The sequence below is a fragment of the Streptomyces sp. NPDC059906 genome (assembly GCF_042730645.1).
In the GTDB taxonomy this organism is placed as follows: domain Bacteria; phylum Actinomycetota; class Actinomycetes; order Streptomycetales; family Streptomycetaceae; genus Streptomyces; species Streptomyces rubrogriseus.
Genome location: NZ_JBHWKU010000028.1, coordinates 59,909 through 85,067, shown reverse-complemented (window position 1 = coordinate 85,067; position 25,159 = coordinate 59,909). Strand labels below are relative to the sequence as shown.

Here is a 25,159-nt window from a genome sequence, read left to right as displayed (position 1 = left end):
GGCTGGGCGGGTGTCTCCACCCGGTGGGTCCGCACCAGGCCCGGCTCCCCCCCCCCCCCCCCCCCTGGGGGGGGGCGCGCCCGTATCCCCCCGGGCCCCCCCCGACGCAGTCGTTGCGGCCCGACGCAGTCGTTCCGGGTGAAGACGTTCCGGGGGATCGAACGGTTGCCCGCACGGACCGAACGTCCGCGTGAGAAGGGACACTTCGGAAACCGGGACGTTTTCGCACGTCCGTCCGCTTGGATCTTCGGGGCACGACAGCACCGCAGTCCGCTGTGCCAGGCCGACCGGGCCCAGCCCCGCCGACCAGCAGAGAGGACGCACACCGTGGGCCGATCCACCGCCCGCCGAGCCGGCCGAAGAACCGGGCCGGACGGTGCCGGACGCAGTTCCCGCCCCCGCAGGCGCAGACGCCGCGGACCCGCCCGAGCGGTGCCGGCCTGCCTCGCCCTCGGTGGGGTCCTGCTCACCGCGGGGGTGGCCGTCGCGTACTGGCGGGAGACCCGGCCGCCGGTGACGGACGACCGGGTGGCCGACGTCACGGACGCGCTGGACGCCTCGCCCCGGACGCCTTCGGCTTCCCCCTCCCCGTCGGCGTCACCGTCGCCGAAGGCCTCCGCGTCGCCCTCGGCCTCACCCTCGTCCTCGCCCTCCGCCACCACCATCGCCATTCCGGCGACCGGTCCCGGCACCTTCGTCACCGCCCGGGCCGACGGCACGACCGTGGGCACCGGCAGCCGGGTGCGCCGCTACAAGGTCCTGGTCGAGGAGGGCATCGACGTCCGGCCGAGCGCCGCCGCCGCCGAGATATCCGAGGTGCTCGCCGACCGCCGCGGCTGGACGCGGGACGGGACCAACGCCTTCCGGCTGGTCAGCAGCGGCTCCTACGACTTCGTGGTGAAGATCGCCACGCCGGGCACCGTCGACCGGATCTGCGGCGCGGCGGGCCTGCTCACCCGGGGCGAGGTCAACTGCAGCGTCGGAACGGACGTCGTGGTGAACCTCAAGCGCTGGGTGCTGGGCTCCCCGGAGTTCGACGGGCCGATCCACGAGTACCGGGCGCTGATCGTGAACCACGAGGTCGGTCACCGCATCGGCCACGGCCACGAGACGTGCCCCGGAGCGGGCCGGCCCGCGCCGGCGATGATGCAGCAGATCAAGGGCCTCAAGGGGTGCGTGGCCAACGCCTGGCCCTACGACGAGGCGGGCGACTACCTGGGCGGCCCGGCGGTGCCCTGAGCCGTCCCTCCCCCCCCGGCCGGCGCGGCGCGTTCGGCGGACGGTTCGCGGGACAGGCCCCGGGGTGGGGGGTGATGATCGGTCCATGACCACCACACCGCGCTTCGATCCCCGTGCCCTGCTGGCCGAGAGCCGGCTCGGCGTACTGGCGACGATCAAGTCGGACGGCCGCCCGCAGCTCTCGCCCGTCATGCCCGCCTACGACCCCGGGGCGGGCGTCATCCGGGTCTCCACCCGCGAGGGCCTCGCCAAGACGGCGAACCTGCGCCGGGACCCGCGGGCCACACTTGAGGTGACCGCCCCGGACGGCAGGTCCTGGGCCACCGCCGAGGGCGTCACCACCCTCACCGGTCCGGGTGCCGACCCGCACGGACCGGAGGTCGAGGCGCTGGTGGAGTACTACCGCGCCGCGGCCGGGGAGCACCCGGACTGGGACGAGTACCGGTCGACGATGGTGTCCGAGCGCCGGGTGCTGCTCACCATCACGGTCGAGCGCGTGTACGGCGCCGACATCGGCTGACTGGCGCGGCGGCGCCCCGGGAGCGGGTCCCTCACCGACCCCGGAAGATTTGTACCGGAGCGGTGAAGGATCCGCCCGCCGCTTCCGTACCTCCTGGCGTACCCGTATCGCGTCGCCCCTGGAGGCACCATGCGCCTGTCCCGCAGCAGGATCGGAGTCGTCGTCCTGTTCGGTGCGATGACGCTGACCCTCACCGCGCTGGCCTTCCCCGCCGTGCTCGGTCTGGACAAGGCCGACGGCAACCAGAACCGGGTGGTGGCCAGTACGAAGTTCGGTCCGCTCACCGAGGCCGACCGCGACTTCGTGGTGAAGGTCCGCGCCGCCGGACTGTGGGAGTACCCGCTGGGCGAGATGGTGATGGAGCGCGGTACGACGAAGGCGATGAAGACGGCCGGGGAGCACCTGGTCGTCGGGCACGCCGGACTCGACGCGATGTGCCGCGAGATCTCCCCCGAGTTGGGCATCACGCTGCCCAACCGGGCCTCCCCGCAGCAGGAGGGCTTCGTGGCCGCCGTGGACGCCAAGAGCGGCGGGGAGTTCGACTCCTCGGCGGTCAACATCATGCGGGTGACCCACGGTCAGATCTTCCCGGCGATCGCCAAGATCCGGGCCTCCACCAAGAACACCCTCGTGCGGCAGCTGGCGGACCTGGCCAACGACACCGTCCTGGACCACATCACGGTGCTGGAGAAGACCGGGCTGGTCGAGTACGACGACGTCACCTTCAAGCAGACCGGCCCGGCGAAGCTGCCGAGGGAGAAGGTCACCCCGCCCCCGCCGCAGCCGGGTGAGCGGGTGCTGGTGCTCAAGCCGCGCCCCGACCTGAACGTGAACACCGCCTCCCCGACGCCCACTCCGTCCCCGGCGGCTCCCTGAGGACCCGGGGGCGGGGGCCGCCCGGGCGCGGTGCGCGGCGCGCGAACCTGACGCGGGCACGATTACGACCCAGTCACGACCGGCGGCACGGGGAACGGGCCGCCGGTCGCGCACGTTCTCTGCAGGTGGCGGCCGACGGTGTCCGCCGGGCCATGACCATCCGGCGCCGGAGCCGGTGGTGGGCGGCCGTTCCCCTGCTCCCGCCCGCGTCCGTCCGGGGCCGACGACAGGAGGAGCGGGACCATGACCGCTTCCGGACCGGGCGGCGGCGACACCCCGGATGGACCGGACGACGCGCCGGCCGTGCCCGAGTACGTCTGGCGACTGTTCCTGGAGGACGACGAGCGCGCCATCCACGCCTCCGCCCCACGGGAACCCGCCGCCCGGGACCGGGTCCCCGGCGGACAGCCGGAGCCTCCCGCCGACGGCCCCGGCCACCCCGGCCGCGCCCACGACACGGTCGGCGAGCCGTGGCGCCGGGAGGACGCGTGGGCCGGACCGGCCTGGCGCGAGCTGGACGGGCGGGCCCGGCTGCGGCGGACGGGCCGCGTGCTCGGCACGGCGGCCGCGGTAGCGCTCGCCGTGACCGCGTGGTCGCAGCTGACCACCGGCCCGGCCACCCCGGGCGGCGGCCCCGCCGAAACGATCGGGCAGCGCCTGGAGGAAAGCCCCGCCCTGTCCTCGCCGGCCTCGGTCGCGGACACGTCGGCGCCCACGGAGTCCGCCACCGCGAGCCCCGCCGCCTTCGAACCCGCCCCGTCCGCGATACCCCGGGCGCCCGCGTCGACCCGGACCTTCGACTGACCGCGCGGCGGCCGGCTCCCGGTCAGGCGCTGCGCCTGCGGGACGCCGTCTTCTTGGGGGTGCTCTTGGCCGCGCCCTTGTCGCCGCCCCGGGCCGTGCTTCTGGCCGTGGCCTTCTTGTCGCCGCCCTTGGCGGGACTCCTGGCCGCCGTCTTCTTCGCGGCCCCGGCGGACTTGGCCGTCGACTTCTTCGGCTCCGCCTTCTTCGCCGCCGTCTTCTTCGCGGCCGTCGACGTCGACTTCTTGCCGCCGGTCTCCTTCGGGGCCCGGGACGAGGTCTTGCGCCGCGGCAGGGGTCTGACCTCCGCCTCCTCGGCCGGGCCGCCCGCCTCCTCGCCGTCCCGGGACTCCCGCGCCGCCCGCACGCTGCTCTCCAGTGCCGCCATCAGGTCGAGCACCTTCCCGGGCGCCGCCTCCTCGCGGGCCTCCGGGGGCTTCTCACCGGCGGCCTTGGCGGCGATGACCTCCTCGACGGCCTCCTGGTACTCGTCGTGCAGGTCGGCCAGGTCGATCTCGCCGAGGGTGTCCATGAGGGCGTCCGCGAGGTCCAGTTCCTGGTCGCGCACGGTGACGCCGGCCTCCGGGGCGACGCCCTCGGGGGCCCGCACCTCGTCCGGCCACAGCAGGCCGTGCATCGCGATGGCGTCGCCGACGACCCGGAGCATGCCCAGGCGCTCCCGGCCGCGCAGCGCGAACTTGGCGATCGCCACCCGGTTGCTGCGCTTGAGCGCCTCGCGCAGCAGCGTGTACGGCTTGGCGGCCGGGGCGCCGCTCGCCGCGAGGTAGTAGGCGGAGCCCATCTGGAGCGGATCGATGCGGTCCTCGGGCACGAAGGCGACGATCTCGATCGTGCGGGCCGTCGGGATCGGCAGCTGGGACAGGTCCTCGTCGGTGATCGGGATCATCGAGCCGTCGGCGTCCTCGTAGGCCTTGCCGATCTCGGCCTGGGTGACCTCGCGGTCCTCCAGTTCGCACACCTTGCGGTAGCGGATCCGGCCGCCGTCCTCCGTGTGGATCTGCCGGAAGGAGACCGAGTGGCTCTCGGTGGCGTTCACCAGCTTGATCGGGATGCTGACCAGGCCGAAGGAGATGGCGCCGTTCCAGATGGATCGCACGTGCAGCACCGTTCCTTTCGGGCGTTTTGTGACTGTTTCATGAGATTCTCATGGTATGGCGCCGATGACGGAAGTGGAGGGGCGGCGGGTGGCCCTCAGCAACCTGGACAAGGTGCTGTATCCCGCGGCCGGCCTCACCAAGGGCGAGCTGCTGCACTACTACGCGACGACCGCCGAGGTGCTGCTGCCGCACCTGCGGGACCGCGCGGTCTCCTTCCTGCGGTATCCGGACGGCCCGGACGGCCAGGTGTTCTTCACCAAGAACGTGCCGCCTGGTACGCCCGACTGGGTCACCACGGCCGAGGTGCCCCGCTCGGAGGGCCCGGCCCGGATGGTGCTGGTGCAGGACCTGGCGAGCCTGATGTGGGCGGCGAACCTGGTGACCGAGTTCCACACCCACCAGTGGACGGTGGACGACCCCGGCGAGGCCGACCGGCTGGTGTTCGACCTGGACCCGGGGCCGCCCGCGACCGTGGTGCAGTGCTGCGAGGTCGCGCTGTGGCTGCGGGAGCGGCTGGCGGCGGACGGGATCGAGGCGTACGCCAAGACCTCCGGGGCCAAGGGGCTGCACCTGCTGGCGGGGGTGCGGGGCGCGTCCTCGGAGCGGGTGTCGGAGTACGCGAAGGGGCTCGCCGTGGAGGCGGAGCGGGCGCTGCCGAAGCTGGTGGTGCACCGGATGACGCGCAGCCTGCGGCCGGGGAAGGTGTTCGTGGACTGGAGTCAGAACGCCGCGCGCAAGACCACGGCCGCCCCTTACACCGTGCGCGCCCGCGACGTGCCCGCGGTCTCCACGCCGGTGACGTGGGAGGAGGTCGCCGGGTGCGGGCGGGCGGAGCAGTTCGTCTTCCTGACGCCGGACGTCGGGCCGCGGGTGCGGGACCACGGCGACCTGCTGGCACCGCTGTTCGAGCGGCGGCGGGCGGCGGCGCTGCCCTGAGCCGGGCCCTCGGACGGCCATCGGACGGCCATCGAACGCAGGCGGCCCTCGGGCGGGGACGGCCCTCGGACGGCCCTCGGACGCGGGCGGGTCCTCAGACGCGCTGCCAGGTGGCCCGGTCCCTGGCCGTGGCGTGCAGGGCCTCCACGTCCGCCGGTTTCAGCACCCCGCCCGTCCGGGCCAGGTCCGGCAGCTCCCGGTCCGTGAGGACGCGCACCGAGCGGGGCGGGGCGGTGACGGTCACCTGCGCCGGCCCGACGAGGACGAGCACCGGGCGGACCTCCGCGGTCAGGGCGTAGGAGGCCCGGTCGGCGTCGGCGCGGACCCGGTCCAGCAGGGGGCGGGGAGTCCGGCGGCCCAGCGCCACCAGCGGGTCGGTGACCCGCACCCGTTGTCCGCGGGCGGGCAGCACGTGCAGGGCGAAGAGCCCACCGGGCCCGATCAGCAGGTGGTGGACGCGGTCGCCGCCGGGCAGCGGGAGGGAGTGCAGGGTGCGCGGACCGGCGCCGTCGAGGCGGTCGAGGGCGGTCCCGGTCGCCTGCTCGGCGGCCAGCGCCCGGCGGCGCGGGTCGGGGCGCAGCCGGTGTGCCGGCCCCGGCTCGCGCTCCAGGGCGACCAGGAGTGCCTCGCCGGGCCGGTTGGGGGCCAGGTCGTCGTCCGGGTGCAGGGAGAGCCGGGCCAGCTCGGCCGGGGTCGGGACCGGCGGCGGACCGACCGTGACCGGGCCGGCGACGAAGGGGCCGAGGGCCTGGAGCACCTCGGCCCTGCGGTCGTCGCTCAGCAGGTTGACGCGGGCCTCCTCGCGGTCGTACCAGGCGACGTTCCCGCCGTCCGGGAGGCAGACGTAGAGCCGTTCCCGGCCGTGGCGCCGGGTCGGCACGACGCGCAGTCCGTCCATGCCCATCACCACCCCCGTCCATGGGACCAGGCGGGGTGCCGCCGGGGCAAGAAGCCGGTTGCTTTCGGGATGAGTTGGGCAGACCCTGGGCGAGACCGGGGAGGTGGCTGTGCGTACCCGTGGGAGAGGTCCGGACGTGCCGGCCCCGGACCGGCCGTGGGACGAGATCGTGCCGGGCCTGTGGATGGGCGGGCACGAGTTCCGGCGGACGGCGGGGCGGCTGGAGTTCGCCGTGGTGCGGGACGAGTTCGACCTCGTGCAGACACTGCTGCGGCTGCCCGGGCACGGGCCGGACGAGGGTGTCGAGCACCATGTGTGGCCGATCCCGGACGGGCCCCTGGACGGCACGCAGCTCGCCGGGGTGATCCGGCTGGCCCGGGCCGCGGACGAGGCGCTGGACGGGGGCCGCAAGGTCCTCGTCCGCTGCCACCACGGGTACAACCGCTCCGGTCTCGTCGTCGCGCACACCCTGATGCGCCGGGGCAGCGGCGCCGAGGAGGCGATCCGGCTGATCCGGGCCCGGCGCTCGCCGTGGGCGCTGCACAACGACCTGTTCGTGGCCTATCTCCGCACCGGCCTGGCCACCGTGCGGCTGCTGGAGGATCTGGCCGAGTAGCCCGGCGGGCCCGTACGCACGCAAAATGGCCTTCCGTACGGCGTCGCGTGCGGTGCCGCGATGCCCGCGGTGCCGCCCGCGGCCGTGCGGGACCGCCGACGCCGATCACCGAACCCCAGGAGTGCAGTGCTCCCGAGCCGCCGCGGGCGCCCCGCCCGCGTCCCCGCCGCCCTCGCGCTGCTCCTGGCGACCGCCGCGACCGGTGTGCTGGCGGCCTGCGGGGACACCGGCGGCCTGGAGAGTGCCGGGGCGACGCCCGCCGCGCACAATCCGGCCCGGCTGTGGCCCGGCCTGACCCCGGCGTCCAGTCCGGCGTACGACATCGGCGAGGTGGAGCACGCTCCGGTGAAGGGCGTCGCCGTGCCTGGTGGCGACATCCGCAGGGCGGACCCGGTGGCCGCGGTGCGGGCCGAGATCGCCGCGCACCCGGACGACTACGCGGGCGCGAAGGCGCGGTACCACGAGACGTCGGTGCGGATGGCGGACTGCGGCGCGGACGGCGCCGGGGACGAGCCCGGCGGCTGCCCGGTGCTGCGGCCGTACTACCGCGACCTGACCGGTGACGGGCGTCCCGAGATGACGCTGGGTTTCCGGCTGCTGCCGGACCGGCTGACCGCCGTGCGGGTCTACACCGTCGAGAAGGACCGGCTCGTGCGGGTCATGTCCTACGAGGATGCCGTGAGCGCGGTCGAGCTGGCCGGGCGGACGGTGATCGTCCGCTCGCCCTCGGAGGTCGCCGGGTACGAGTACCGCCTGCAGTGGACCTGGGACGCCGACCAGCGGGCCATGCTGCTGACCAGCGACGAGATGCTGCGCACCGACGACGGCGGACGGCACACCAAGCGTCCTCCCGCCTCGCCGTCGCCCTCCGTGTCGCGCTCGGCGAGCGCCCGGTGAGGCTCGCCCTCCCCCGGTGGACCGGACCGCTGGCCGTGAAGGCGGCCGTCTTCATCACCGTGATGTGCTGCGGGCTCGCCGCGCTGCTCGGCGTCCTGGTGCACGTCTCGGTGACCAACCGGACCGTCGGCCAGGCGCGTGACGCGGCCCTGTCCCGGCTGGGCGAGGCGACGGAGTCCTACGAGGCGGGGGACCCGCTGCGGCGCGGGGCCCGCATCGACCCGGCGGGGCTGCCGCGGCCGCTGCGCGAACTGGCCGCCTCGGGCCGGCGCGGCACGATGCTCGCCGAGTACGCGGGGCGCCCCACGATGTGGGCGGCGGGGCCCGCCGACGGCGGCCGGGTGCTGGCGGTGCGGGTCGACCACTCCCAGGGCCAGGCCACCATCGACGGCCTGGACGGCACGCTCGTGTGGTCCTCGGCGCTGGCGATCGGGGCGACGCTGCTGGTCGGCGCGTTCGCGGTGACGCGGGTGACGCGGCGGCTGCACACGACGGCGCGGGTGGCGCGGCGGATCAGCGCGGGCGACCTCGACGCGCGGGTCGGCGATCCGCGCGCGCAGCATCCGACGCGCCCGCAGGACGAGGTGGCGTCGGTCGCCGCCGCGCTGGACTCCATGGCGTCGTCGCTGCAGGGCAAGCTGCTCGCCGAGCAGCGGTTCACCGCGGACGTGGCGCACGAGCTGCGCACCCCGCTCACCGGACTGCACGCGGCGGCCGAGCTGCTGCCGCCGGGCCGCCCCACCGAGCTGGTGCGGGACCGGGTGGCGGCGCTGCGCACGCTCACCGAGGACCTGCTGGAGATCTCCCGGCTGGAGAGCGGGCGGGAGCGGCCGGCGACGGAGCCGGAGGAGCTGGGCGCGCTGGTCCGGCGGGTCCTGCGGGGCTCGGGCACCGACACGCGCGTGGACGTCGTACGGGACGCGCGGGTGGAGACCGACCGGCGGCGGCTGGAGCGGGTGCTGGGCAACCTGGTCGCGAACGCCCACCGGCACGGGCGGGCGCCGGTGGTGCTGACCGTGGACGGTGCGGTGATCACCGTGCGGGACCACGGGGACGGCTATCCGGAGTACCTGCTCGCGCACGGGCCGCAGCGCTTTCGCACCGAGGGCGGGACGAAGGGGCACGGCCTGGGGCTGACGATCGCGCTGGGGCAGGCCGAGGTGCTCGGGGCGCGGCTGGAGTTCACCAATCCGCCGGGCGGCGGTGCGCTGGCCCGGCTGACGCTGCCTCAGCAGCCCTGACCACGGCGTCTTCCCCGATGGCTCAGTGCGGCGGGCGGGGCCTGCGGAGCGCTCCTAATGTGGCGGTTAGTCACCTGAAGACCCGTTCGCTCCCGGGAGGTACTCCCATGTCGCCACTGTCCGCACCGGCCTCGCGTTCACCCCTGGCCCGCGGCCTCGCCACCGCCCTCGCGGCCGGCGCGCTCGCCACCGCCGTCGCCGTCACGCCCGCCGCCGCGAACGACGAGTGGGGCGGCGACACCGGCTCCACCTCCGCCGTCACCGGCGGCGGGAACGGCGGTGGAAGCAGCGGAGGAAACGGGGGAGGAAGCGGAGGAGGAAGCGGCGGCGACGCGTGGGGCGGGAGCGACGGCCGCCAGGAGCAGGGCCGCTACCGGGGTGTCGTGACGGCCCAGCGCCTCGCCCTGCGCACCTCGCCGAGCCGCGGTTCGGACGTCATCCGGTACGCCCGCCGGGGCGAGGTCGTCTCCATCTACTGCAAGACGCCCGGCTCCAAGGTCAAGGGCAACCCGCTGTGGTACCTCCTCACGGACGGCACCTGGGCCTGGGGCGCGGCCCGGTACATCGACAACATCGGCCCCGCGCCGCGCTGGTGCTGAGCCGGACGCCGTGCACACCGCATCATTTGGTTAAGTTCCGGACATGACCAAGGCCGGAACCGGAACCGGGATCACCGTGGCACAGGCGGACACCCCCGCACCCGTCGCCCGGCTCCCCCGGCGCCGGGGCATCGAACTCGCGCTCATCGTCATGGCCGTCCTGCTGTCGGTCTTCGGCTACTGCAACGTCGGCCTCGCCCAGCACGACGCGCTTCCCCCCGGCGCCGCCGGATACGGCGCCGGGCTCGGGGTGCTCGCGCTCCTCGCCCACCTGGCGGTACGGCTGCGCGCCCCGTACGCCGATCCGCTGCTGCTGCCCATCGGGGTGCTGCTCAACGGCCTCGGCCTGGTGCTGATCTACCGGCTCGACCTGGAGACGCCGGACGACCGGGCGGCCCCGGCCCAGCTGGTGTGGTCGACGCTGGGTGTCGCGCTGTTCATCGTGGTCGTCCTGCTCCTGCGCGACCACCGGGTCCTGCAGCGCTACGCCTACGTGTGCGTCGCGGCGGCGCTCGCCCTGCTCACCGTGCCGATCTTCTTCCCGGCGGTGAACGGCGCCCGCATCTGGATCCGGGTCGAGGACTTCTCCATCCAGCCCGGCGAGTTCGCGAAGGTGCTGCTCGCGGTGTTCTTCGCCGCCTACCTGGCCGCCAACCGCAACGCGCTGGCCTACGCGGGCCGCCGCGTGTGGCGGCTGCAACTGCCCACCGGCCGGGTGCTCGGCCCGATCCTGGCGGTGTGGCTGGTCAGCGTCGGCGTCCTGGTCCTGGAGCGGGACCTGGGCACCTCGCTCCTCTTCTTCGGCCTGTTCGTGGTCCTGCTCTACGTCGCCACCGGCCGCACCGGCTGGATCGCCGTCGGGCTGCTGCTGGCCTCGCTGGGCGCGGTCGCCGTGGGCTGGCTGGAGCCGCACGTGCACAGCAGGGTGGAGGACTGGCTGCACCCCTTCGCGTCCATCGAGGCGGGCCACGGCCCGAACCAGCTGGCCCAGTCCCTCTTCGCCTTCGCGGCGGGCGGGGTGACCGGCACCGGTCTCGGCCTCGGCCACTCGGTCCTGATCGGCTTCGCCGTCAAGTCGGACTTCATCCTGGCGACCGCCGGTGAGGAGCTGGGCTTCGTCGGCCTGAGTGCCGTCTTCCTGCTGTACGGGCTGCTGGTGGAGCGCGGCTACCGGGCGGGACTCGGCGCCCGCGACCCCTTCGGCCGGCTGCTCGCGGTCGGACTCTCCTCGATCGTCGCGCTCCAGGTGTTCGTCATCGCGGGCGGGGTGACGGGGCTGATCCCGCTGACCGGCATGGCGATGCCGTTCCTGGCGCAGGGCGGGTCCTCGGTCGTCACCAACTGGGCGATCGTGGCGCTGCTGATCCGGGTCAGCCACGCGGCCCGCAGCCAGGCCGGCGGGCGGGCGGAGCCGTGAGCGGGGAGCACCTCGGATGACCCGGAACATCCGGCACGCCGCCGTCTTCTGCGCCCTGCTGCTGGTCGCCCTGGTGGTCAACGCGGCCCGGGTGCAGATCGTCCAGAAGCCGGAGTACGACGACAACCCGGCCAACCGCCGCCCCGACATCGCCCGCTACCAGCAGCCGCGCGGCGACATCCTGGTCGGCGGCAGGGCGGTCACCGGCTCCCGGGACACCGGTGAGCACCTGCGCTTCGAGCGGACCTACGCGAACGGGCCGATGTACGCGCCGATCACCGGCTTCGCCTCCCAGGCGTACGGGACGACGCTGCTCGAACACGCCGAGGACGGCCTGCTGTCCGGCGCCGACCCGACGCTCGCGCCGCTGCCGCTGTGGAACGACGTGACGGGGGCCCACAACCCGGGCGGCGACGTCGTGACGACGATCGACGGGGCCGCGCAGCGGGCGGCGTACGAGGGGCTGGGCGGGCGCAAGGGGGCGGTGGCCGCGATCGAGCCGGCCACGGGCCGCATCCTGGCCCTGGTCTCCACCCCCTCCTACGACCCGCAACTGCTCTCCGGCAACAGCGCGGCCGCCACCCGCACCTGGAACCGGCTGAACGCCGACCCGGACAAGCCGATGCTCAACCGGGCGGTGAGCCGGACCTATCCGCCGGGTTCGACGTTCAAGGTGGTCACCGCGGCGGCGGCGCTGGACGCGGGCGTGATCCGCGACCTGGACGCGCCGACCCGCTCCCCCGACCCGTACACCCTGCCCGGGACGCGGACGAAGCTCACGAACGAGGCCGACGGGTGCCGGAACGCCTCGCTGCGGGAGGCGTTCGAGTGGTCCTGCAACACGGTGTTCGCCAAGCTCGGCGTGGACGTGGGCGTGCGCGGCATGACGGCGATGGCGGAGGCCTTCGGCTTCAACGACGACGGGCTGCGGGTCCCCTTCCCCGTCGCGCGCAGCACCTTCGACACCAGCGTGGACCGGGCGCAGCTCGGCCTGTCGTCGATCGGCCAGTACAACACCCGGGCGACGCCGCTGCAGATGGCGACGGTGGCGGCGGCGGTGGCGGGCGGCGGCCTGGCGCGCTCGCCGTACCTGGTGGAACGGACGCTGCGGGCGGGCGGCAGCCTGGTGGCGGCGGCCGGGTCACGCCCCTCCCGCGAGGTGATGCGCCCCTCGACGGCCGCGCTGCTCAAGGAGTTGATGACCGGCGTGGTGGACAAGGGCACCGGCGCGAAGGCGGCGATCCCGGGCGCCACCGTCGGCGGCAAGACCGGCACCGCCCAGCACGGCGTGGGCAACTCGGGCACGCCGTACGCCTGGTTCATCTCCTGGGCGCGGGGCGACGGCGACGTGGAACCGAAGGTCGCGGTCGCGGTGGTGGTCGAGGGTTCGGCGACCGACCGGGACCGCATCAGCGGGGGCGGCCTTGCGGCGCCGATCGCGCGGGGGGTGATGGAGGCGGTTCTCGGGGGGTGAGGCAGCGCCCCTCCGAGCCGCTGCGTTCAGGAGGGGGGCAGAACTGGCGGTCGGCGGTTGATGGCGGTGAGATCGATAGTGACGGGGAACGGAACGTTGAGCTTCATCCGGTCATGATGGATGCCGGTAAGGCTGTAGCCACCTGTGGCTGGGTCGAGTTCGTAGGTATAGACGACGGGCAGCCCTTCGTTCTCCTCCACCCTCCAGTAGTACGGAATGCCCGCGCCCGCGTACTTCAGCGGCTTCACTTCCCGGTCCCGTTCCAGGGAGTCCTCGGACACCACCTCGATGGCAAGGACAACGGAATCGGAGTGGTGCCAGGTCTGCCGTGGTCCGGTGTCGGCATCCGCCCGATACACCAACACGTCCGGTTCCGGTCGATTGCGTCGGTCGAGCCTGACACTGAACTCTCGGTCGACGTCGTACGCGTCCGGCGCCTGGCTGAGCAGCGCGTACTCCAGCAGCCGGATGGTGCGCAGGTGAAAGCGGGTCTGCGGACTCACGAAGACAAGGCTCCCGTCGATCAGCTCCGTGTGCGGAGGCAGGTTGGGAAGCTCGTCGAGGTCGTCCGCCGTCCAGCCGCCCTCCGGCGGACGGGGCCACTGGTAGTCGTCGTCCAGTCCGTAGTCGCGTGCGGCGCTCATGATCGCTCCCATGTGCCGGAGTCTGGCTGACCTGGCCAGCGTACCCAGGAGGAACGACGACGGAGCGCCCCTCGAGCGAACCCACGCCGGACGGTTGACGACCAGTCCACCTTTACTCGCGGTCAACAAGTTCCGCGCAGGGGATTGACGAGCTTACTGACACGCAGTCTCATAAGAATCGGCACGCTGGAGTGACCGCGGGTAACACGATCCGTTCGACGAGGTGGGACACAGCCATGACGACCCTGACGGAAGCCGACGCGCTCGAGGGCCTGCGCGACGCGCTCGGCCTGCTCAAGGACCGGGAGCAGGTGGCCGAACGGCTGCTCGACTCGTCCGCCAAGCACTCCTTCGACCCGGACAAGGAGCTGGACTGGGACGCGCCGTTCGAGGACGGCAAGTGGTTCTGGCCGCCGGAGCTGGTGTCGCTGTACGACACGCCGATGTGGCAGCGGATGAGCGAGGAGCAGCGCATCGCGCTCTCCCAGCACGAGGCCGCCGCGCTCGCCTCGCTCGGCATCTGGTTCGAGCTGATCCTGATGCAGCTCCTGGTCCGGCACATCTACGACAAGTCGGCGACGAGCGCCCACGTGCGCTACGCGCTCACCGAGATCGAGGACGAGTGCCGGCACTCGAAGATGTTCGCCCGGCTGATATCGCGCGGGGAGACCCCGTGGTACCCGGTGAGCCCGGTCCACCAGCACCTGGGGCGCCTGTTCAAGACGATCTCCACCACGCCCGGTTCCTTCACCGCCACGCTGCTCGGCGAGGAGGTCCTGGACTGGATGCAGCGCCTGACCTTCCCGGACGAGCGGGTCCAGCCGCTGATCCGGGGCGTCACGCGCATCCACGTCGTGGAGGAGGCCCGGCACGTGCGGTACGCCCGTGAGGAGCTGCGCCGGCAGATGGTGACGGCCCCGAAGTGGTCGCAGGAGTTCACCCGGGTCACCTCCGGCGAGTTCGCCCGCGTCTTCTCCAAGGCCTTCGTCAACCCCGAGGTCTACTCGAACGTCGGCCTGGACAAGCGGGAGGCCCTGGCCCAGGTCCAGGCCAGCGGCCACCGCAAGGAGATCATGCAGACCGGCGCGAAGCGCCTGACCGACTTCCTGGACGACATCGGCGTCCTGCGCGGCGCCGGCCGCAAGCTGTGGCGGTCCTCGGGCCTGCTGGCCTGACACCCCGACCACAGCCCCGACCGCCTGACCGCCGCCCGGCGGAGCCGCACATCGAACACAGCCTGGACGACACCGGCGTCCCGCGCGGCACCGGCCGCAAGCTGTGGCGATCCTCGGGCCCGCTGGCCTGACACCCCGACCACACCCCCGACCACCTGACCGCCGCCCGGCGGAGCCGCACATCGAACACAGCCTGGACGACACCGGCGTCCCGCGCGGCGCCGGCCGCAGGCTGTGGCGGTCCTCGGGCCTGCTGGCGTAGTCCGGCCGGTCCGCCTCGCCGACGTGGGTGAGCGCCCGGTCGTGCGGGTTACGCTGCGGTTCATGACCCCGCAGGCCCCCACCCCCGCCTACCGCCGCCTCAGCGTGGAGGAGCGCCGCGTCCAGTTGCTGGACGCGGCGCTCGCCCTCTTCGCGCACCGGCCCCCGGAGGAGGTCTCCCTGGACGACGTCGCCGAGCAGGCGGGGGTCTCGCGGCCGCTGGTGTACCGGTACTTCCCCGGCGGCAAGCAGCAGCTGTACGAGGCCGCGCTCAGCTCCGCCGCCGACGAACTGCGGCTCTGCTTCGACGAACCCCGCGAGGGCGCCCTGCTGGCCCGGCTCTCCCGCGCCCTGGACCGCTATCTCACCTTCGTCGACGAGCACGACACCGGCTTCAGCGCCCTGCTGCGCGGCGGCAGCGTGGTCGAGACCTCGCAGACCTCGGGCATCGTGGACGGCGTACGCCGGGCCGCCGCCGACCACATCATGCGCCACCTGGACGTCGCCGAGCCCGGCCCCCGGCTGCGGATGACCGTCCGGATGTGGATCACGGCGGTGGAGGCGGCCTCGCTGATCTGGCTGGACGAGGACAAGCAGCCGCCCTTCGGCGAGCTGCGGGACTGGCTGGTGGAGCAGTTCCTCGCCGTACTGACGGTCACCGCCCGCCGCGACCCGCAGACCGCGGCGCTGGTCGAGACGCTGGCCGCGGACCTCTGACCGGACGGCGGCCCGACCGGGGGCGACGGCTTCCGGCGCCCGAGCCCCGATCACCGACACTGGAGCCGTGAAGAGCGAAGACACCCCCTTCGAGGGCGGCCCCATGGACGGACGCGTGCTGCCCGTCCTGGTCGGCATGACCGGGCACCCCCCGAAGACGTACCGCATCCCCGTCCCGGACCCGGACGGCGGCCCGCCCACGGTGCTCGTCTACCGGCGCGTGCCCCGGGACTCCCGGGGCGGGCTGCGGTTCGCCCGCTGGAAGTACGCGTACGCCCCCGAGGGGGCGAAGGGCTCCGGCCGGAAGTGGCCCTGGTCGAAACCGGAGCGTCCGGCGGCCGCCGATCCAGACGCCACGCCGGGCGGCAAGCCGGACGACGCGGACGGGTGACCCCGTTGCGCCGATCCGCGCACACTCGGCGCGCGAAGCCCGCCGACCCGCCACATGCTCACCGTGCGGAGCGGACCCGCCGCCCCGCAGCGGAGGTGATGGCGTGTCAGGAAGGCTTCTGCGTCTGGTGTGTACGGCGGCGCTCACGGCCGGGATCGTCCTCGCGCCCGTGCCCGCCACGGCCGAACCCGAACCCGCACCCGGCCCCGCCGAGGGGGCGGCGGGCGACCGCACCGTGGCCGGACTGCTGACGGACCTCCAGCGGCTGTACCGGGAGGCGGAGCGGGCCACCGAGACCTACAACGGCACCGAGGAGCGGCTGAAGCGGCAGCGCGCCCGGGTGCTGCGGCTGAACGCGGAGCTGACCCGGACCCGGCTGTCGCTGCGGGACAGCCGCGGCGCGGCCGGGCGGCTGGCCCGGCAGCAGTACCAGAACAGCAGCGACTTCTCGCCCTATCTGCGGCTGCTGCTCGCCCGCGACCCGCAGCACGCCCTCGACCAGGGACATGTGATCGGCAGGCTGTCCGAGGAGCGGGCCGAGACGGTGGGGCGGCTGACCGGCGACACGAGGAAGGCCGACGAGCTGGCCGGGCGGGCCCGCGCGGCCCTGGCCCGGCAGGCCGCCCTCGCCGAGCGGGAGGAGCGGGAACGGGACGGCGTGCGCGAACGCCTGCGCGCCGTCGAGGAGCTGCTCGCCTCCCTCACCCCCGAGCAGCTGGCCGCCCTGGCGGAGCTGGAGAAGAGCGGGATCGCCGAGGACCAGGAGCGGTTCCTGGCGTCCGGCACGCTCGGCGACGACGCCAAGCCGTCCGCCGGGGGCGAGAGCGCGGTGCGCTTCGCGGTGGAGCAGCTCGGCAAGCCGTACGAGTGGGGCGCCGAGGGCCCGGCGTCGTACGACTGCTCGGGGCTGACCTCGGTGGCCTGGGAGCGGGCCGGGACGCCGATCCCGCGCACCAGCCAGGAGCAGTGGGCGCGCCTCGACCACGTGCCGCTGGACGAACTGCGCCCCGGTGACCTGGTCGTGTACTTCCCCGAGGCCACCCACGTGGCGATGTACCTCGGCGACGGCATGGTCGTCCAGGCCCCCCGCCCCGGCGCCGACGTCAAGGTGTCGCCGATCGCCGCCAACCCGGTCCTGGGCGCCGTACGCCCCGACCCCGGCGGGGAGCCCGTACGGCGCTACACGCCGCCGCGGCTCCCGGCGGGGGCGACGGACGGGTCGGACGCGGGGTACGCGGCCGCGGGGCCCACCCGGTGACCTACGGGCGCCGCGCACGGCGGACGCCGGAACGACGGCCGCCCGGGCGCTCCGCGGGTGTGTCCGCGTCCGCGGGAGGCGGGGGAAACCGCGCGCCGGTGCCGCCGTGCCACGTGCCCGCCGGATGGTCACCCGCCCGGCCGCCGGAGGCCCTACGCGCCCGCGGCGCCGGACAGCTCGGCCAGGTAGCCCTCGGTCTTCGCCGGGTCGTAGAAGAAGTTCTCGAAGTCCGACGGGTCGTTGAAGCCGTTGGCGACGCGGTCGGCGATGGGCTGGAGCTGCGTCGCCGCGCCGAACAGGTTGAGGATGTGCTCCGGCGGCGGGGCCAGCATGGTGTTGGTCCACTTGGTCACGTGCTGGGCGGTCTCCCAGTAGCGGTCGAAGGTCTGCCGCATCCAGGCCTCGTCGAACTCCTGGTCCCCGTGCTCGACGATCGAGGCGAGGTAGGAGGCGGCGCACTTGGACGCGGAGTTGGAGCCCTGGCCGGTGATCGGGTCGTTGGCGACGACCACGTCGGCCACACCGAGGACGAGACCGCCGCCGGGGAGGCGGCCGACCGGGTTGCGGACGGTGGGGGCGTAACGCCCGGCGAGGGTGCCGCCGGCGTCGGTCAGTTCGACCTTGGTGGCCCGCGCGTACTCCCAGGGGACGAACTTCTCCATGAGTTCCAGGGTCAGGGAGAGGTGCTCCGCCGGGTCCTTGACGTCCTTGAAGACGTCGAGCGGGCCGCCGGGTATGCCCTCCAGGAACAGGATGTCGGCACGGCCCGAGGTGGTGAAGGTCGGCATGACGAACAGCTCGCCGACACCCGGCACCAGGTTGCAGCGCACGGCCTCCGTCTCCGGGTGCTCGGGGCGCGGGCCCATCCCGTGGACATAGGCGACGGCGAGGGCGCGCTGCGGCTCGCCGTACGGCGACCGCTCCGGGTCCCGGCCGAACATCTGGACCAGCTCGCCCTTGCCCGCCGAGACCAGGACGAGGTCGTAGGCGCGGGAGAAGTAGTCGAGGTCGCCGACGGCCGCGCCGTGGATGACCAGCTGGCCGCCGCGCTGGGCGAAGGTCTCCATCCAGCCGGCCATCTTCACCCGCTGGTCGACCGACTGCGCGAAGCCGTCGAGGTGTCCGAGCCAGTCGATCGCGCGCTGCGAGGGACCCGGGTCGAAGGAGCCGGGGGCCGCCACCGAGACACCGAGTCCCTCGATCTTCGGGGCCTGGGACTCCCAGAAGTTCAGCTGGAGATCGCGCTCGTGCTGGAGTGCCGTGTGGAACATGCACTGCGTCGACATGACCCGGCCGGTGCGGATCTCGTCCGCGGTCCGGTTGGACATCAGGGTGACCTCGTAGCCGTGCGACTGCAGGCCGAGGGCGAGCTGGAGGCCGGACTGGCCGGCTCCGACGACGAGTATCTTCCGCATGCGGTTTCCGTCTCCTGGTCGAGGGCGTCTGGTCGGGGGGTCGTCTACTCGGGTGTTTCGTCGAGCGCGTGGCCCACGAGGGACAAGAGGGTCTCGATGGCCGAGATCCGACGGCGCGCGTCCATGATCATGACAGGTATGTGCGCCGGGATCGTCAGCGCCTCCCGCACGTCGTCCGCCTCGAACAGCTCGCTGCCGTCGAAGTGGTTGACCGCGACGACGTAGGGCAGTCCGCAGCTCTCGAAGTAGTCGAGGGCCGGCCAGCAGTCCTTCAGGCGCCGGGTGTCGGCCAGCACGACGGCGCCGATCGCGCCGCGCACCAGGTCGTCCCACATGAACCAGAACCGCTGCTGGCCCGGGGTGCCGAACAGGTAGAGCACCAGGTCGTCGTCGAGCGTGATGCGGCCGAAGTCCATGGCCACGGTGGTGGTGAGCTTGCCCGGGGTGGCGGTGAGGTCGTCGGTCTCCTCGCTCGCCTCGGTCATCAGCGCCTCGGTCTGCAGGGGCGTGATCTCCGATACGGCGGTGACCAGCGTGGTCTTGCCGACACCGAAACCTCCCGCGACGACGATCTTCGTGGCGACCGGCGCACGGGTGGGATCCGTCTGCCAGGGCTGTACGGGCCCGTCGGTGTCGACGAGCGGGGGGACGCCGAACGCGGCGGCGTCAGAGACGACGGAGTCCACTGAGCACCCTTTCGAGCAGAGCGCGGTCCGGGCGGCCCGTGCCGTGGCCGGTACCGGTGCCGTACACACGGATCTTTCCCTGGTCCGCCAGGTCGCTGAGGAGCACCCGGACGACGCCGAGCGGCATCTTCAGCAGCGCGGCGATCTCGGCCACCGTACGCATGCGGCGGCACAGTTCGACGATGGCCCGCATCTCCGGCATCACGCGGGAGGTGAGGCCGCCCTTCGTCAGTTCCTTGCGCTCCTCGGCGGCTTCGAGCGCGGCGGTGCCGGCGGTGGCGCCGACGAAGGTCTCGACGAGCAGGACGTGACCGAAGCGGGTGCGGCCGCCGGTGAGCGAGTAGGGGCGTACGCGGGCCGGTTTGCGGTCGGCGCCGCGGACGGGGAGGTGCCCCCGGCCGTTCTTTCCCGGCTTCTCGGGACTGCTGCTCATCGGGCGCTCCCCGTCGGCTCGGACGACACGGACGACACGGACGACTCGGGCTCCAGCGACTTGCGCAGTTCGCTGCGGAGTTCGGGGGTCAGGACGTGGCCGGCACGGCCGACGAAGAGGGCCATGTGGTACGCCACGACGCTCATGTCGCACTCCGCCGAGCCGTGTACACCGAGCAGCGAGCCGTCGCTGATCGACATCACGAACAGGCTGCCCTCGTCCATGGCGACCATCGTGTGCTTCACCGGGCCGAAGTCCATCAGCCGGGCGGCGCCGACGGTCAGGCTGCCCACGCCGGAGACGACGGTGGCGAGGTCGGCGGCCGAGCCGCGCGGGCCCGCCCGGGGCGTCTCGCGGGCCTGCCGGGCCTCCTCGTTGCGGCCGGGGTCCGAGGACAGGAGCAGGAGCCCGTCGGAGGAGACCACGGCGACCGACCGGATGCCGGGCACCTCCTCGACGAGGTTGGTCAGCAGCCAGTGGAGATTGCGGGCTTCACTGCTCAGTCCGAACGTACTGGGCGCGGTCAACTGCTTGCCTCCTCGACGGTGCCCCCCGTGGCTTCTTCGGTTGTGTCCGCCCCGGCGTCCGGCGCCTGGTTCTGCCCGGTGCGGTCGGCGATCTCCGCCTCGACGTCCCGGCGGCCGGCCTCCGCCCCGCGGCGGAATCCGCCCAGGCGCCGACGGAGCGCGTCGGCGTCGACGGAACCCGCGGTGCGCGGACGCGGCACCGCGGCGGGGGTGGTGAGCTTCGGGGTCCGCTTGGGCAGGCCCTTGTCGGTGACGGGTTCGGCGGCCTCGGAGCCGTCCTCGGTCCCCCCGGCTCCCTCGTCCGGCGCGCGGTCGTGGGCGTCGGGTCCGATGGCGTACGGGTCGGGGACCGTCTCCGGCCGGGGCTCCGGTTCCGCGAGGTCCGGCAGGAACAGGGCCATCGTGGCGTCGTCGGGGAGGTCGCTGCCGGGGGCGGGGCCGTCCTGGGAGGACTCCGTCTCCCTCTCGGGTTCCGGGGCGGCCGGCCCGGCCGGGTCTTCGCGCTCGTCCGGTTCCGGGGCGTGCGGCGTGTCGGCGCCGGGCGCCTCCGCGTCCGCCCCCGCCTCCGCCTCCGCCTCCGCCTCGGCACGGCGTACGGCTTCCTCCGCCGAGGCGACCAGCGGGTCGATGCCGGGCTCGGGGTCCGGGCCGGCTTCCTCCCCGGCGCCCTGCTCGGTCTGCTCCGGCTGCTCCGGCTGCTCCGGCTGCTCCGGCTGCTCCGCCGGAAGGGCCTTCTCCGTCCGCCCGTGCAGGACGTTGGAGTTGGCCTCCGCGTCCGCGCCGGGCAGGGAGAAGGAGCCGGTGCCGTCGGACACCGGCACGGTCGGGGCCAGCGCGGCCGGCGGGGCCGCGGCGAGCAGGGGGCTCGGGAGGACGACGACGGCCGCGACGCCGCCCTGCTTCTGCTCCCGCAGCCGTACCCGCGCCCCGTGCCGGTGGGCGAGCCGGGCGACGACGTAGAGGCCGAGCCCCAGACCGTCCTCGCCCTCCTGGTCGTACGGCGCGTCCGGGTCGAAGTCGGTGAGGCGGGCGTTGAGCCGCTGGAGGCGTTCGGTGGCCATGCCGATGCCCTCGTCCTGGACGGAGAGCATCACCTCGCCGTTCTCCAGGAGCCAGCCGGAGACCTCGACGGGCAGGTCCGGCGGCGAGAAGGAGGTGGCGTTCTCCATCAGCTCGGCCAGCAGGTGGGAGAGGTCGTCGGCGGCGAACCCGGCCACGTGGGCGTGCGGCGGCAGCGCGGCGATGCGCACCCGCTCGTACCGCTCGATCTCGCTGACCGCGGCCCGGACCACGTCGACCAGCGGCACCGGCGAGGCGCTGTGCTGGACGTGCTCGGTGCCGGCGAGGACGAGGAGGTTCTCGCTGTGCCGGCGCATGACCGTGGCGAAGTGGTCGAGCTTGAACAGGGTGGCGAGGCGGTCCGGGTCCTGCTCGCGCTCCTCCAGGCCCTCGATGACGGCGAGTTGCCGCTCGACCAGGCCGAGGGTGCGCAGCGCGAGGTTGACGAAGGTGGAGCCGATGCTCTTGCGCACCACCTCCAGCTGGGCGGCGGACTCGGCGAGTTCGGTGCGCAGTTCCTCGCGGGCGTCGGCCATCTTCTGCCGCTGGCCGACCAGGTGCTTGCGGTCGGACTCCAGCGTGGCGACCCGCCCGGCGAGCGTGGCGGCGTGCGTGTGCAGGGCGTTGACGGAGCGGACGACCTGCGCGAACTCGTCGTTGCGGCCGGTGAAGGCGACCGGCTCCTCGGTCGTCGGGTCCGCCGCGCCGGCGAGGCGGGCCGAGCCGCGGCGCAGCACCGACAGCGGGCGGGTGAGGGTGCGGGCCAGGGCGGTGGCGACACCGACGGCGAGCAGGATCAGGGCGCCGAGGACGGCGATCCGGATCTCCAGCGCGGTGACGTCGTCGTCGCGCAACTGCTCCAGGGCCTCGACGCGCTTCTCGTACAGGGCGGACTCGGCACCGCGCATCGCGTCGACGCGGGCGGAGAGCGCCGCGTCCAGCCGCTTGGTACTGGTGCCGAGGTCGCGGTCGGAGAGCGTCGGCTCGTCGGTGAGGCCGGCGAGGTACTTCTCGGCGGAGTTGACCTCGGGACCGGCGACCGTGGCGTCGAAGCTGCCGCGCGCCTCCTTGGGAGCGCCCTCGCGGAAGTCGGCGAGGGCCGCGTCGGAGCGCACCCGGGCCTGCTGGGCGGCGGCGGCGAGGGCGTCGCGCTGCTCGGCGTCGGCGTCCGAGGAGGTGGTCGTCTCGGTCGGCAGGCCGGTGACCGGGTCGATGACGGTCTCGGTGGTGCTCGGCACGTTCAGGGCCGCCAGCAGCAGGCCGCGGGTGGCGGCGGCCTGCTGGACGGCGGTGTCCAGCTCGGCCAGCGCGTACGCGCCGGAGCCCGCGCGGGGCGGCATCTCCTCGCCCAGCTCCTCGGCCAGGGCGTGGAGTTCGGTGATCGCCTCCGAGTACGCCTGGTGGGCCTGGAGCGCGGTGCTCTTGCCGGTGAGGGCCGCGCGGCGCAGCGCGGCGACGGCGTCGAGGTCCTCGCGCAGGGAGGCGGGCGTGTCGGTGTCGGCGCGCAGCTCCTCCACCTGGCGGTCGACGCGGGCGCTGCGCTGCTCGGAGGGCGCCTTCGACTTGGGGCGGCCGGCCGCGATGTAGGGGGTGACCTCGTCGCGCTCGTCGGCCAGGGAGTGGGCGAGGGTCAGCGCGCCCTGGGTCTGCTCGGCGAGCGTCACCAGTTCCTGGGAGTCGTGCAGTTGCCCGGAGGCGGCCACGACCGAGGGGGCTCCGGCCCCGGCGACGGCGGCTGCCACGACGGCCACCGCGACGATGAGGCGGTTGCGCACGTGGGTGGCACGGCCCTTGCCGACGGGAGCCTCCGGCGGCTGCGGAGGGGTGGAGGTACCGGGGGTGCGCTCGGCGCTCCCCACGGGGGCCGTCTGCTTGCCTGTGCGACGAGGCCGCGTCTTCTGCACCGGTGCTCGCATTCCTGACTCGTGTACCCGTGGGCCCGGGTGGCGCTCCGTCAACTGGCCGGCCGGGGGCGCGTGCGCCCACAGCCGGGCGCTGGGCTGTTCCCCGGCCGCCGGCCGCGCGTCGGGCGGGGAGACCGCGTGAGCGGGGCAGTCCCCCCACCGGTTCCCGACCCTCCCAGTGCCGGTGGGCGGTGAGCGCGCATCATCCGACCCGCCACCCGAAGGAGTGAACCCCGGAGGGGAGTTGGGGAGCAAGTTCCGCTGGCGCGTGCCGCACGGCAGCCCGGCGAGCCGGTTGGACGTCTGCGATAGGCGGTGGCACTATGTGCCGCCACGCGCCGCCGGAGCTTGGAATTCCACCCCAAATCCGGCGCCTGACCTGCGTCGCCGCCTCGATTCCGGGAGAACCCGAGGAAGGTGCCAGCCTTTTGCGAACGCTGTGAAGGGGTCGTGCAGACTGGCCGGATGCGTACGGAACTCGTCTCGGAACCAGGCCTCGCCGACCAGCCCAACGAGGACTTCGCGAGCGTCGGACTGCCCGCCTCGGGACAGGGTGGTTCACTCGTCGTCCTTGACGGTGTGACGCCGCCACGGACGGCGACGGGCTGTCTGCATTCCGTGCCCTGGTTCACGGCGCGCCTCGGTGGGGCGCTGACCGAACTGACCGTTTCACTCCCGGATCTTCCTCTCGCCGAGGCCCTGTCCCGCGGCATCGCGCGTACCGCGGCGGCTCACGCGGAAACCTGTGACCTTTCTCACCCGCGCACGCCGCAGGCAACCGTGGTCCTCGCGCGCTGGTCCGCGGCCGCCGTCGAGTACCTGGTCCTGTCCGACTCCGCCCTCCTGCTGGAGGCTCCCGACGGCACCCTCACCCCCGTCCTGGACGACCGGCTGGCCCGGCTGCCCCGCTCGGCCCTCGTGAGCGACGCGGTGATCGACGCCGGGCTGCGCAACAAGGAGGGCGGCTTCTTCACGGCCGCGGCCGACCCCGCCGTGGCGGCGCGCGCCGTGACGGGGGTGCTCCCGCGCGGTGCGGTGCGGACGCTGGCGGCGCTCACGGACGGGGCCGCGCGGTGGGTGGAGAAGTTCGGGGAGGGCGACTGGGGGGACTGCCTGGCGCTGGTCCGCAAGCAGGGCGCGCAGGCACTGGTGGACCGGGTGCGGGAGCTGGAGCGCGCGGACGCCGCCGACGGCCGGGCGTTCCTCGGACGCAGCAAGACGCACGACGACGCGACGGTGGTCTACGCCGAGTTGTGAGACGACTTGTGCGACGGCTTGTGTGACGACTTGCGAGGCGACTTGTGAGACGACTTGTGAGACGACTTGTGAGACGGACGGGCGCCGGTACTACTTCTCCATCCCCCGGTTGAGTTCGTGCAGCAGCCGGGCCAGTTCCGTCACCTCGCGCGGGTCCCAGTCGGCGAGCCGGCGGGCGTACCGGGCGCGGCGGGCCTCCCGGACCCGGCCGACGCGTTCCTGGCCCTCCGGGGTCAGGGTGACCAGCCAGGCCCGGCCGTCGGCGGGGTCGGGCTCGCGGGCGACGAGCCCGAGTTCCTCCAGGGCCCGCAGCTGGCGGGACATGGTGGCCTTGCCGACGCCGATGAAGGCGGCGAGGTCGGTGGCGCGCTGGCCGCCGCACTCGCCGAGCCGCACGAGCAGGCCGTACGCGGACGACTCCAGGTCGGGGTGGACCTCCCGGGCCATCTCGCCCTGGTTGGCCCGGGCCCGCCGCAGCAGGACGGTCAACTCCCGCTCCAGGGCCAGGAACTCAGGTTGGTTCACACCACTGCCGGACAGGTGGGATTTGCCCCCGCGACCGCCGCCGTTCCCGTCTTCGTGCACGTCAGCCCCTGCCTCGATTTTCCGGTCCTGAAAGTTTCCGCCACGGGCCGCCATCGCCGCAGCTCGCCAAGTATTTCGCAGGCTTAGACCAACGGCGGCTCCCGGTCCTCTTCCACCCGCCGTTTCTACGTGCGTAGAGTCTTCACCGGACCTCCGGATGGCATGCGCACGCCATCCGTACACCATCCAGGGGTTCTCCCCACTCGCGCATCCCC

25 protein-coding genes are annotated in these 25,159 nt (G+C 73.7%); 16 read left to right on the top strand and 9 right to left on the bottom strand.

Translation table 11 applies throughout. The features are described 5' to 3' along the window. The first annotated feature begins 327 nt into the window (after positions 1-327). The 4 genes from ACFV9J_RS31755 to ACFV9J_RS31740 all read left to right on the top strand — a co-directional run bounded on the left by ACFV9J_RS31755 (position 328) and on the right by ACFV9J_RS31740 (position 3,439). The gene (locus ACFV9J_RS31755; RefSeq protein WP_385359915.1) at positions 328-1,239 is read left to right on the top strand and encodes a DUF3152 domain-containing protein; all 912 of its coding nucleotides are present in this window, start codon (positions 328-330) and stop codon (positions 1,237-1,239) included. Between the two features lie 85 nt (positions 1,240-1,324). Continuing rightward, positions 1,325-1,759, top strand: coding sequence for a PPOX class F420-dependent oxidoreductase (locus tag ACFV9J_RS31750; protein ID WP_385359913.1), 435 nt, complete (start codon positions 1,325-1,327; stop codon positions 1,757-1,759). Between the two features lie 129 nt (positions 1,760-1,888). Continuing rightward, positions 1,889-2,635, top strand: coding sequence for a DUF4142 domain-containing protein (locus tag ACFV9J_RS31745; RefSeq protein WP_385359911.1), 747 nt, complete (start codon positions 1,889-1,891; stop codon positions 2,633-2,635). 243 nt (positions 2,636-2,878) lie between these two features. Then, positions 2,879-3,439, top strand: coding sequence for a hypothetical protein (locus tag ACFV9J_RS31740; protein WP_385359907.1), 561 nt, complete (start codon positions 2,879-2,881; stop codon positions 3,437-3,439). Between the two features lie 22 nt (positions 3,440-3,461). Here ACFV9J_RS31740 and ACFV9J_RS31735 read toward each other — a convergent pair whose 3' ends face one another. Continuing rightward, the gene (locus tag ACFV9J_RS31735) at positions 3,462-4,553 is read right to left on the bottom strand and encodes a Ku protein (RefSeq protein ID WP_385359904.1); all 1,092 of its coding nucleotides are present in this window, start codon (positions 4,551-4,553) and stop codon (positions 3,462-3,464) included. 55 nt (positions 4,554-4,608) lie between these two features. Between ACFV9J_RS31735 and ligD the strand changes: the two genes are divergently transcribed. After that, complete coding sequence (gene ligD, locus ACFV9J_RS31730) at positions 4,609-5,490, top strand: non-homologous end-joining DNA ligase (RefSeq protein WP_385359902.1); 882 nt, start codon at positions 4,609-4,611, stop codon at positions 5,488-5,490. A 94-nt stretch (positions 5,491-5,584) separates the two neighbouring features. Here the strand turns inward: ligD and ACFV9J_RS31725 are convergent, their stop codons facing one another. Continuing rightward, positions 5,585-6,388 carry an NERD domain-containing protein gene (locus ACFV9J_RS31725; protein ID WP_385359899.1) on the bottom strand — a complete coding sequence of 268 codons (804 nt, stop codon included), beginning with the start codon at positions 6,386-6,388 and terminating at the stop codon, positions 5,585-5,587. A 109-nt stretch (positions 6,389-6,497) separates the two neighbouring features. On the opposite strand from ACFV9J_RS31725, the gene ACFV9J_RS31720 reads away from it, so the two are divergent. The 6 genes from ACFV9J_RS31720 to ACFV9J_RS31695 all read left to right on the top strand — a co-directional run bounded on the left by ACFV9J_RS31720 (position 6,498) and on the right by ACFV9J_RS31695 (position 12,632). After that, a complete protein-coding gene (locus ACFV9J_RS31720; protein WP_385359896.1) occupies positions 6,498-7,004 on the top strand; it encodes a dual specificity protein phosphatase family protein in 507 nt (168 codons plus the stop codon). 126 nt (positions 7,005-7,130) lie between these two features. Continuing rightward, a complete protein-coding gene (locus ACFV9J_RS31715; protein ID WP_385359893.1) occupies positions 7,131-7,901 on the top strand; it encodes a hypothetical protein in 771 nt (256 codons plus the stop codon). Next, positions 7,898-9,142 (top strand): ATP-binding protein, encoded by a 1,245-nt coding sequence (locus tag ACFV9J_RS31710; RefSeq protein ID WP_385359890.1) that lies wholly within the window; start codon positions 7,898-7,900, stop codon positions 9,140-9,142. Before ACFV9J_RS31715 ends, ACFV9J_RS31710 begins: the two co-directional genes overlap by 4 nt. Positions 9,143-9,249: 107 nt before the next feature. Beyond that, on the top strand, positions 9,250-9,741 hold the full coding sequence (locus ACFV9J_RS31705; protein ID WP_385359887.1) for an SH3 domain-containing protein: 492 nt from the start codon (positions 9,250-9,252) through the stop codon (positions 9,739-9,741). A 43-nt stretch (positions 9,742-9,784) separates the two neighbouring features. Next, positions 9,785-11,158, top strand: a complete 1,374-nt coding sequence (locus tag ACFV9J_RS31700; RefSeq protein WP_385359885.1) for an FtsW/RodA/SpoVE family cell cycle protein — start codon at positions 9,785-9,787, stop codon at positions 11,156-11,158. Between the two features lie 16 nt (positions 11,159-11,174). Continuing rightward, positions 11,175-12,632, top strand: coding sequence for a penicillin-binding transpeptidase domain-containing protein (locus ACFV9J_RS31695; protein WP_385359882.1), 1,458 nt, complete (start codon positions 11,175-11,177; stop codon positions 12,630-12,632). A gap of 26 nt (positions 12,633-12,658) precedes the next feature. Here the strand turns inward: ACFV9J_RS31695 and ACFV9J_RS31690 are convergent, their stop codons facing one another. Next, positions 12,659-13,276: a Uma2 family endonuclease gene (locus ACFV9J_RS31690; protein WP_385359967.1), complete on the bottom strand. Its 618-nt coding sequence runs from the start codon at positions 13,274-13,276 to the stop codon at positions 12,659-12,661. Between the two features lie 236 nt (positions 13,277-13,512). Between ACFV9J_RS31690 and ACFV9J_RS31685 the strand changes: the two genes are divergently transcribed. From ACFV9J_RS31685 to ACFV9J_RS31670, 4 genes are all read left to right on the top strand, one after another. After that, positions 13,513-14,451, top strand: coding sequence for a diiron oxygenase (locus tag ACFV9J_RS31685; RefSeq protein WP_385359880.1), 939 nt, complete (start codon positions 13,513-13,515; stop codon positions 14,449-14,451). 324 nt (positions 14,452-14,775) lie between these two features. Then, positions 14,776-15,429, top strand: coding sequence for a TetR/AcrR family transcriptional regulator (locus ACFV9J_RS31680; RefSeq protein ID WP_385359877.1), 654 nt, complete (start codon positions 14,776-14,778; stop codon positions 15,427-15,429). 67 nt (positions 15,430-15,496) lie between these two features. Beyond that, positions 15,497-15,820: a hypothetical protein gene (locus tag ACFV9J_RS31675; RefSeq protein WP_121712697.1), complete on the top strand. Its 324-nt coding sequence runs from the start codon at positions 15,497-15,499 to the stop codon at positions 15,818-15,820. A gap of 103 nt (positions 15,821-15,923) precedes the next feature. Continuing rightward, positions 15,924-17,078: an NlpC/P60 family protein gene (locus ACFV9J_RS31670; protein WP_385359874.1), complete on the top strand. Its 1,155-nt coding sequence runs from the start codon at positions 15,924-15,926 to the stop codon at positions 17,076-17,078. A gap of 152 nt (positions 17,079-17,230) precedes the next feature. Here ACFV9J_RS31670 and ACFV9J_RS31665 read toward each other — a convergent pair whose 3' ends face one another. The 5 genes from ACFV9J_RS31665 to ACFV9J_RS31645 are packed head-to-tail and all read right to left on the bottom strand — an operon-like array spanning position 17,231 to position 23,114. Then, the gene (locus ACFV9J_RS31665) at positions 17,231-18,493 is read right to left on the bottom strand and encodes a styrene monooxygenase/indole monooxygenase family protein (RefSeq protein WP_385359871.1); all 1,263 of its coding nucleotides are present in this window, start codon (positions 18,491-18,493) and stop codon (positions 17,231-17,233) included. 44 nt (positions 18,494-18,537) lie between these two features. Beyond that, a complete protein-coding gene (locus tag ACFV9J_RS31660) occupies positions 18,538-19,179 on the bottom strand; it encodes an ATP/GTP-binding protein (RefSeq protein WP_164458683.1) in 642 nt (213 codons plus the stop codon). Continuing rightward, entirely contained in the window at positions 19,160-19,612 is a 453-nt protein-coding gene (locus ACFV9J_RS31655) for a DUF742 domain-containing protein (protein WP_385359868.1), read from the bottom strand. Before ACFV9J_RS31655 ends, ACFV9J_RS31660 begins: the two co-directional genes overlap by 20 nt. After that, a complete protein-coding gene (locus ACFV9J_RS31650; RefSeq protein WP_385359865.1) occupies positions 19,609-20,139 on the bottom strand; it encodes a roadblock/LC7 domain-containing protein in 531 nt (176 codons plus the stop codon). Before ACFV9J_RS31650 ends, ACFV9J_RS31655 begins: the two co-directional genes overlap by 4 nt. Beyond that, positions 20,136-23,114, bottom strand: a complete 2,979-nt coding sequence (locus ACFV9J_RS31645) for a nitrate- and nitrite sensing domain-containing protein (RefSeq protein ID WP_385359862.1) — start codon at positions 23,112-23,114, stop codon at positions 20,136-20,138. Before ACFV9J_RS31645 ends, ACFV9J_RS31650 begins: the two co-directional genes overlap by 4 nt. A 453-nt stretch (positions 23,115-23,567) precedes the next feature. Between ACFV9J_RS31645 and ACFV9J_RS31640 the strand changes: the two genes are divergently transcribed. Then, the gene (locus ACFV9J_RS31640) at positions 23,568-24,359 is read left to right on the top strand and encodes a hypothetical protein (protein WP_385359860.1); all 792 of its coding nucleotides are present in this window, start codon (positions 23,568-23,570) and stop codon (positions 24,357-24,359) included. Positions 24,360-24,449: 90 nt separating this feature from the next. On the opposite strand, the gene ACFV9J_RS31635 is transcribed toward ACFV9J_RS31640, so the two are convergent. After that, positions 24,450-24,944 (bottom strand): MarR family winged helix-turn-helix transcriptional regulator, encoded by a 495-nt coding sequence (locus ACFV9J_RS31635; protein ID WP_385359858.1) that lies wholly within the window; start codon positions 24,942-24,944, stop codon positions 24,450-24,452. Between the last annotated feature and the right edge of the window lie 215 nt (positions 24,945-25,159).

Excerpts from the sequence above, each read along its gene's own strand:
- ACFV9J_RS31705 (WP_385359887.1), top strand. The coding sequence starts at position 9,250 with ATGTCGCCACTGTCCGCACCGGCCTCGCGTTCACCCCTGGCCCGCGGC.
- ACFV9J_RS31665 (WP_385359871.1), bottom strand. The coding sequence starts at position 18,493 with ATGCGGAAGATACTCGTCGTCGGAGCCGGCCAGTCCGGCCTCCAGCTC.
- ACFV9J_RS31645 (WP_385359862.1), bottom strand. The coding sequence starts at position 23,114 with ATGCGAGCACCGGTGCAGAAGACGCGGCCTCGTCGCACAGGCAAGCAG.
- ACFV9J_RS31690 (WP_385359967.1), bottom strand. The coding sequence starts at position 13,276 with ATGAGCGCCGCACGCGACTACGGACTGGACGACGACTACCAGTGGCCC.
- ACFV9J_RS31695 (WP_385359882.1), top strand. The coding sequence starts at position 11,175 with ATGACCCGGAACATCCGGCACGCCGCCGTCTTCTGCGCCCTGCTGCTG.
- ligD (WP_385359902.1), top strand. The coding sequence starts at position 4,609 with ATGGCGCCGATGACGGAAGTGGAGGGGCGGCGGGTGGCCCTCAGCAAC.
- ACFV9J_RS31640 (WP_385359860.1), top strand. The coding sequence starts at position 23,568 with ATGCGTACGGAACTCGTCTCGGAACCAGGCCTCGCCGACCAGCCCAAC.
- ACFV9J_RS31725 (WP_385359899.1), bottom strand. The coding sequence starts at position 6,388 with ATGGACGGACTGCGCGTCGTGCCGACCCGGCGCCACGGCCGGGAACGG.
- ACFV9J_RS31740 (WP_385359907.1), top strand. The coding sequence starts at position 2,879 with ATGACCGCTTCCGGACCGGGCGGCGGCGACACCCCGGATGGACCGGAC.
- ACFV9J_RS31745 (WP_385359911.1), top strand. The coding sequence starts at position 1,889 with ATGCGCCTGTCCCGCAGCAGGATCGGAGTCGTCGTCCTGTTCGGTGCG.
- ACFV9J_RS31700 (WP_385359885.1), top strand. The coding sequence starts at position 9,785 with ATGACCAAGGCCGGAACCGGAACCGGGATCACCGTGGCACAGGCGGAC.
- ACFV9J_RS31685 (WP_385359880.1), top strand. The coding sequence starts at position 13,513 with ATGACGACCCTGACGGAAGCCGACGCGCTCGAGGGCCTGCGCGACGCG.
- ACFV9J_RS31655 (WP_385359868.1), bottom strand. The coding sequence starts at position 19,612 with ATGAGCAGCAGTCCCGAGAAGCCGGGAAAGAACGGCCGGGGGCACCTC.
- ACFV9J_RS31680 (WP_385359877.1), top strand. The coding sequence starts at position 14,776 with ATGACCCCGCAGGCCCCCACCCCCGCCTACCGCCGCCTCAGCGTGGAG.
- ACFV9J_RS31750 (WP_385359913.1), top strand. The coding sequence starts at position 1,325 with ATGACCACCACACCGCGCTTCGATCCCCGTGCCCTGCTGGCCGAGAGC.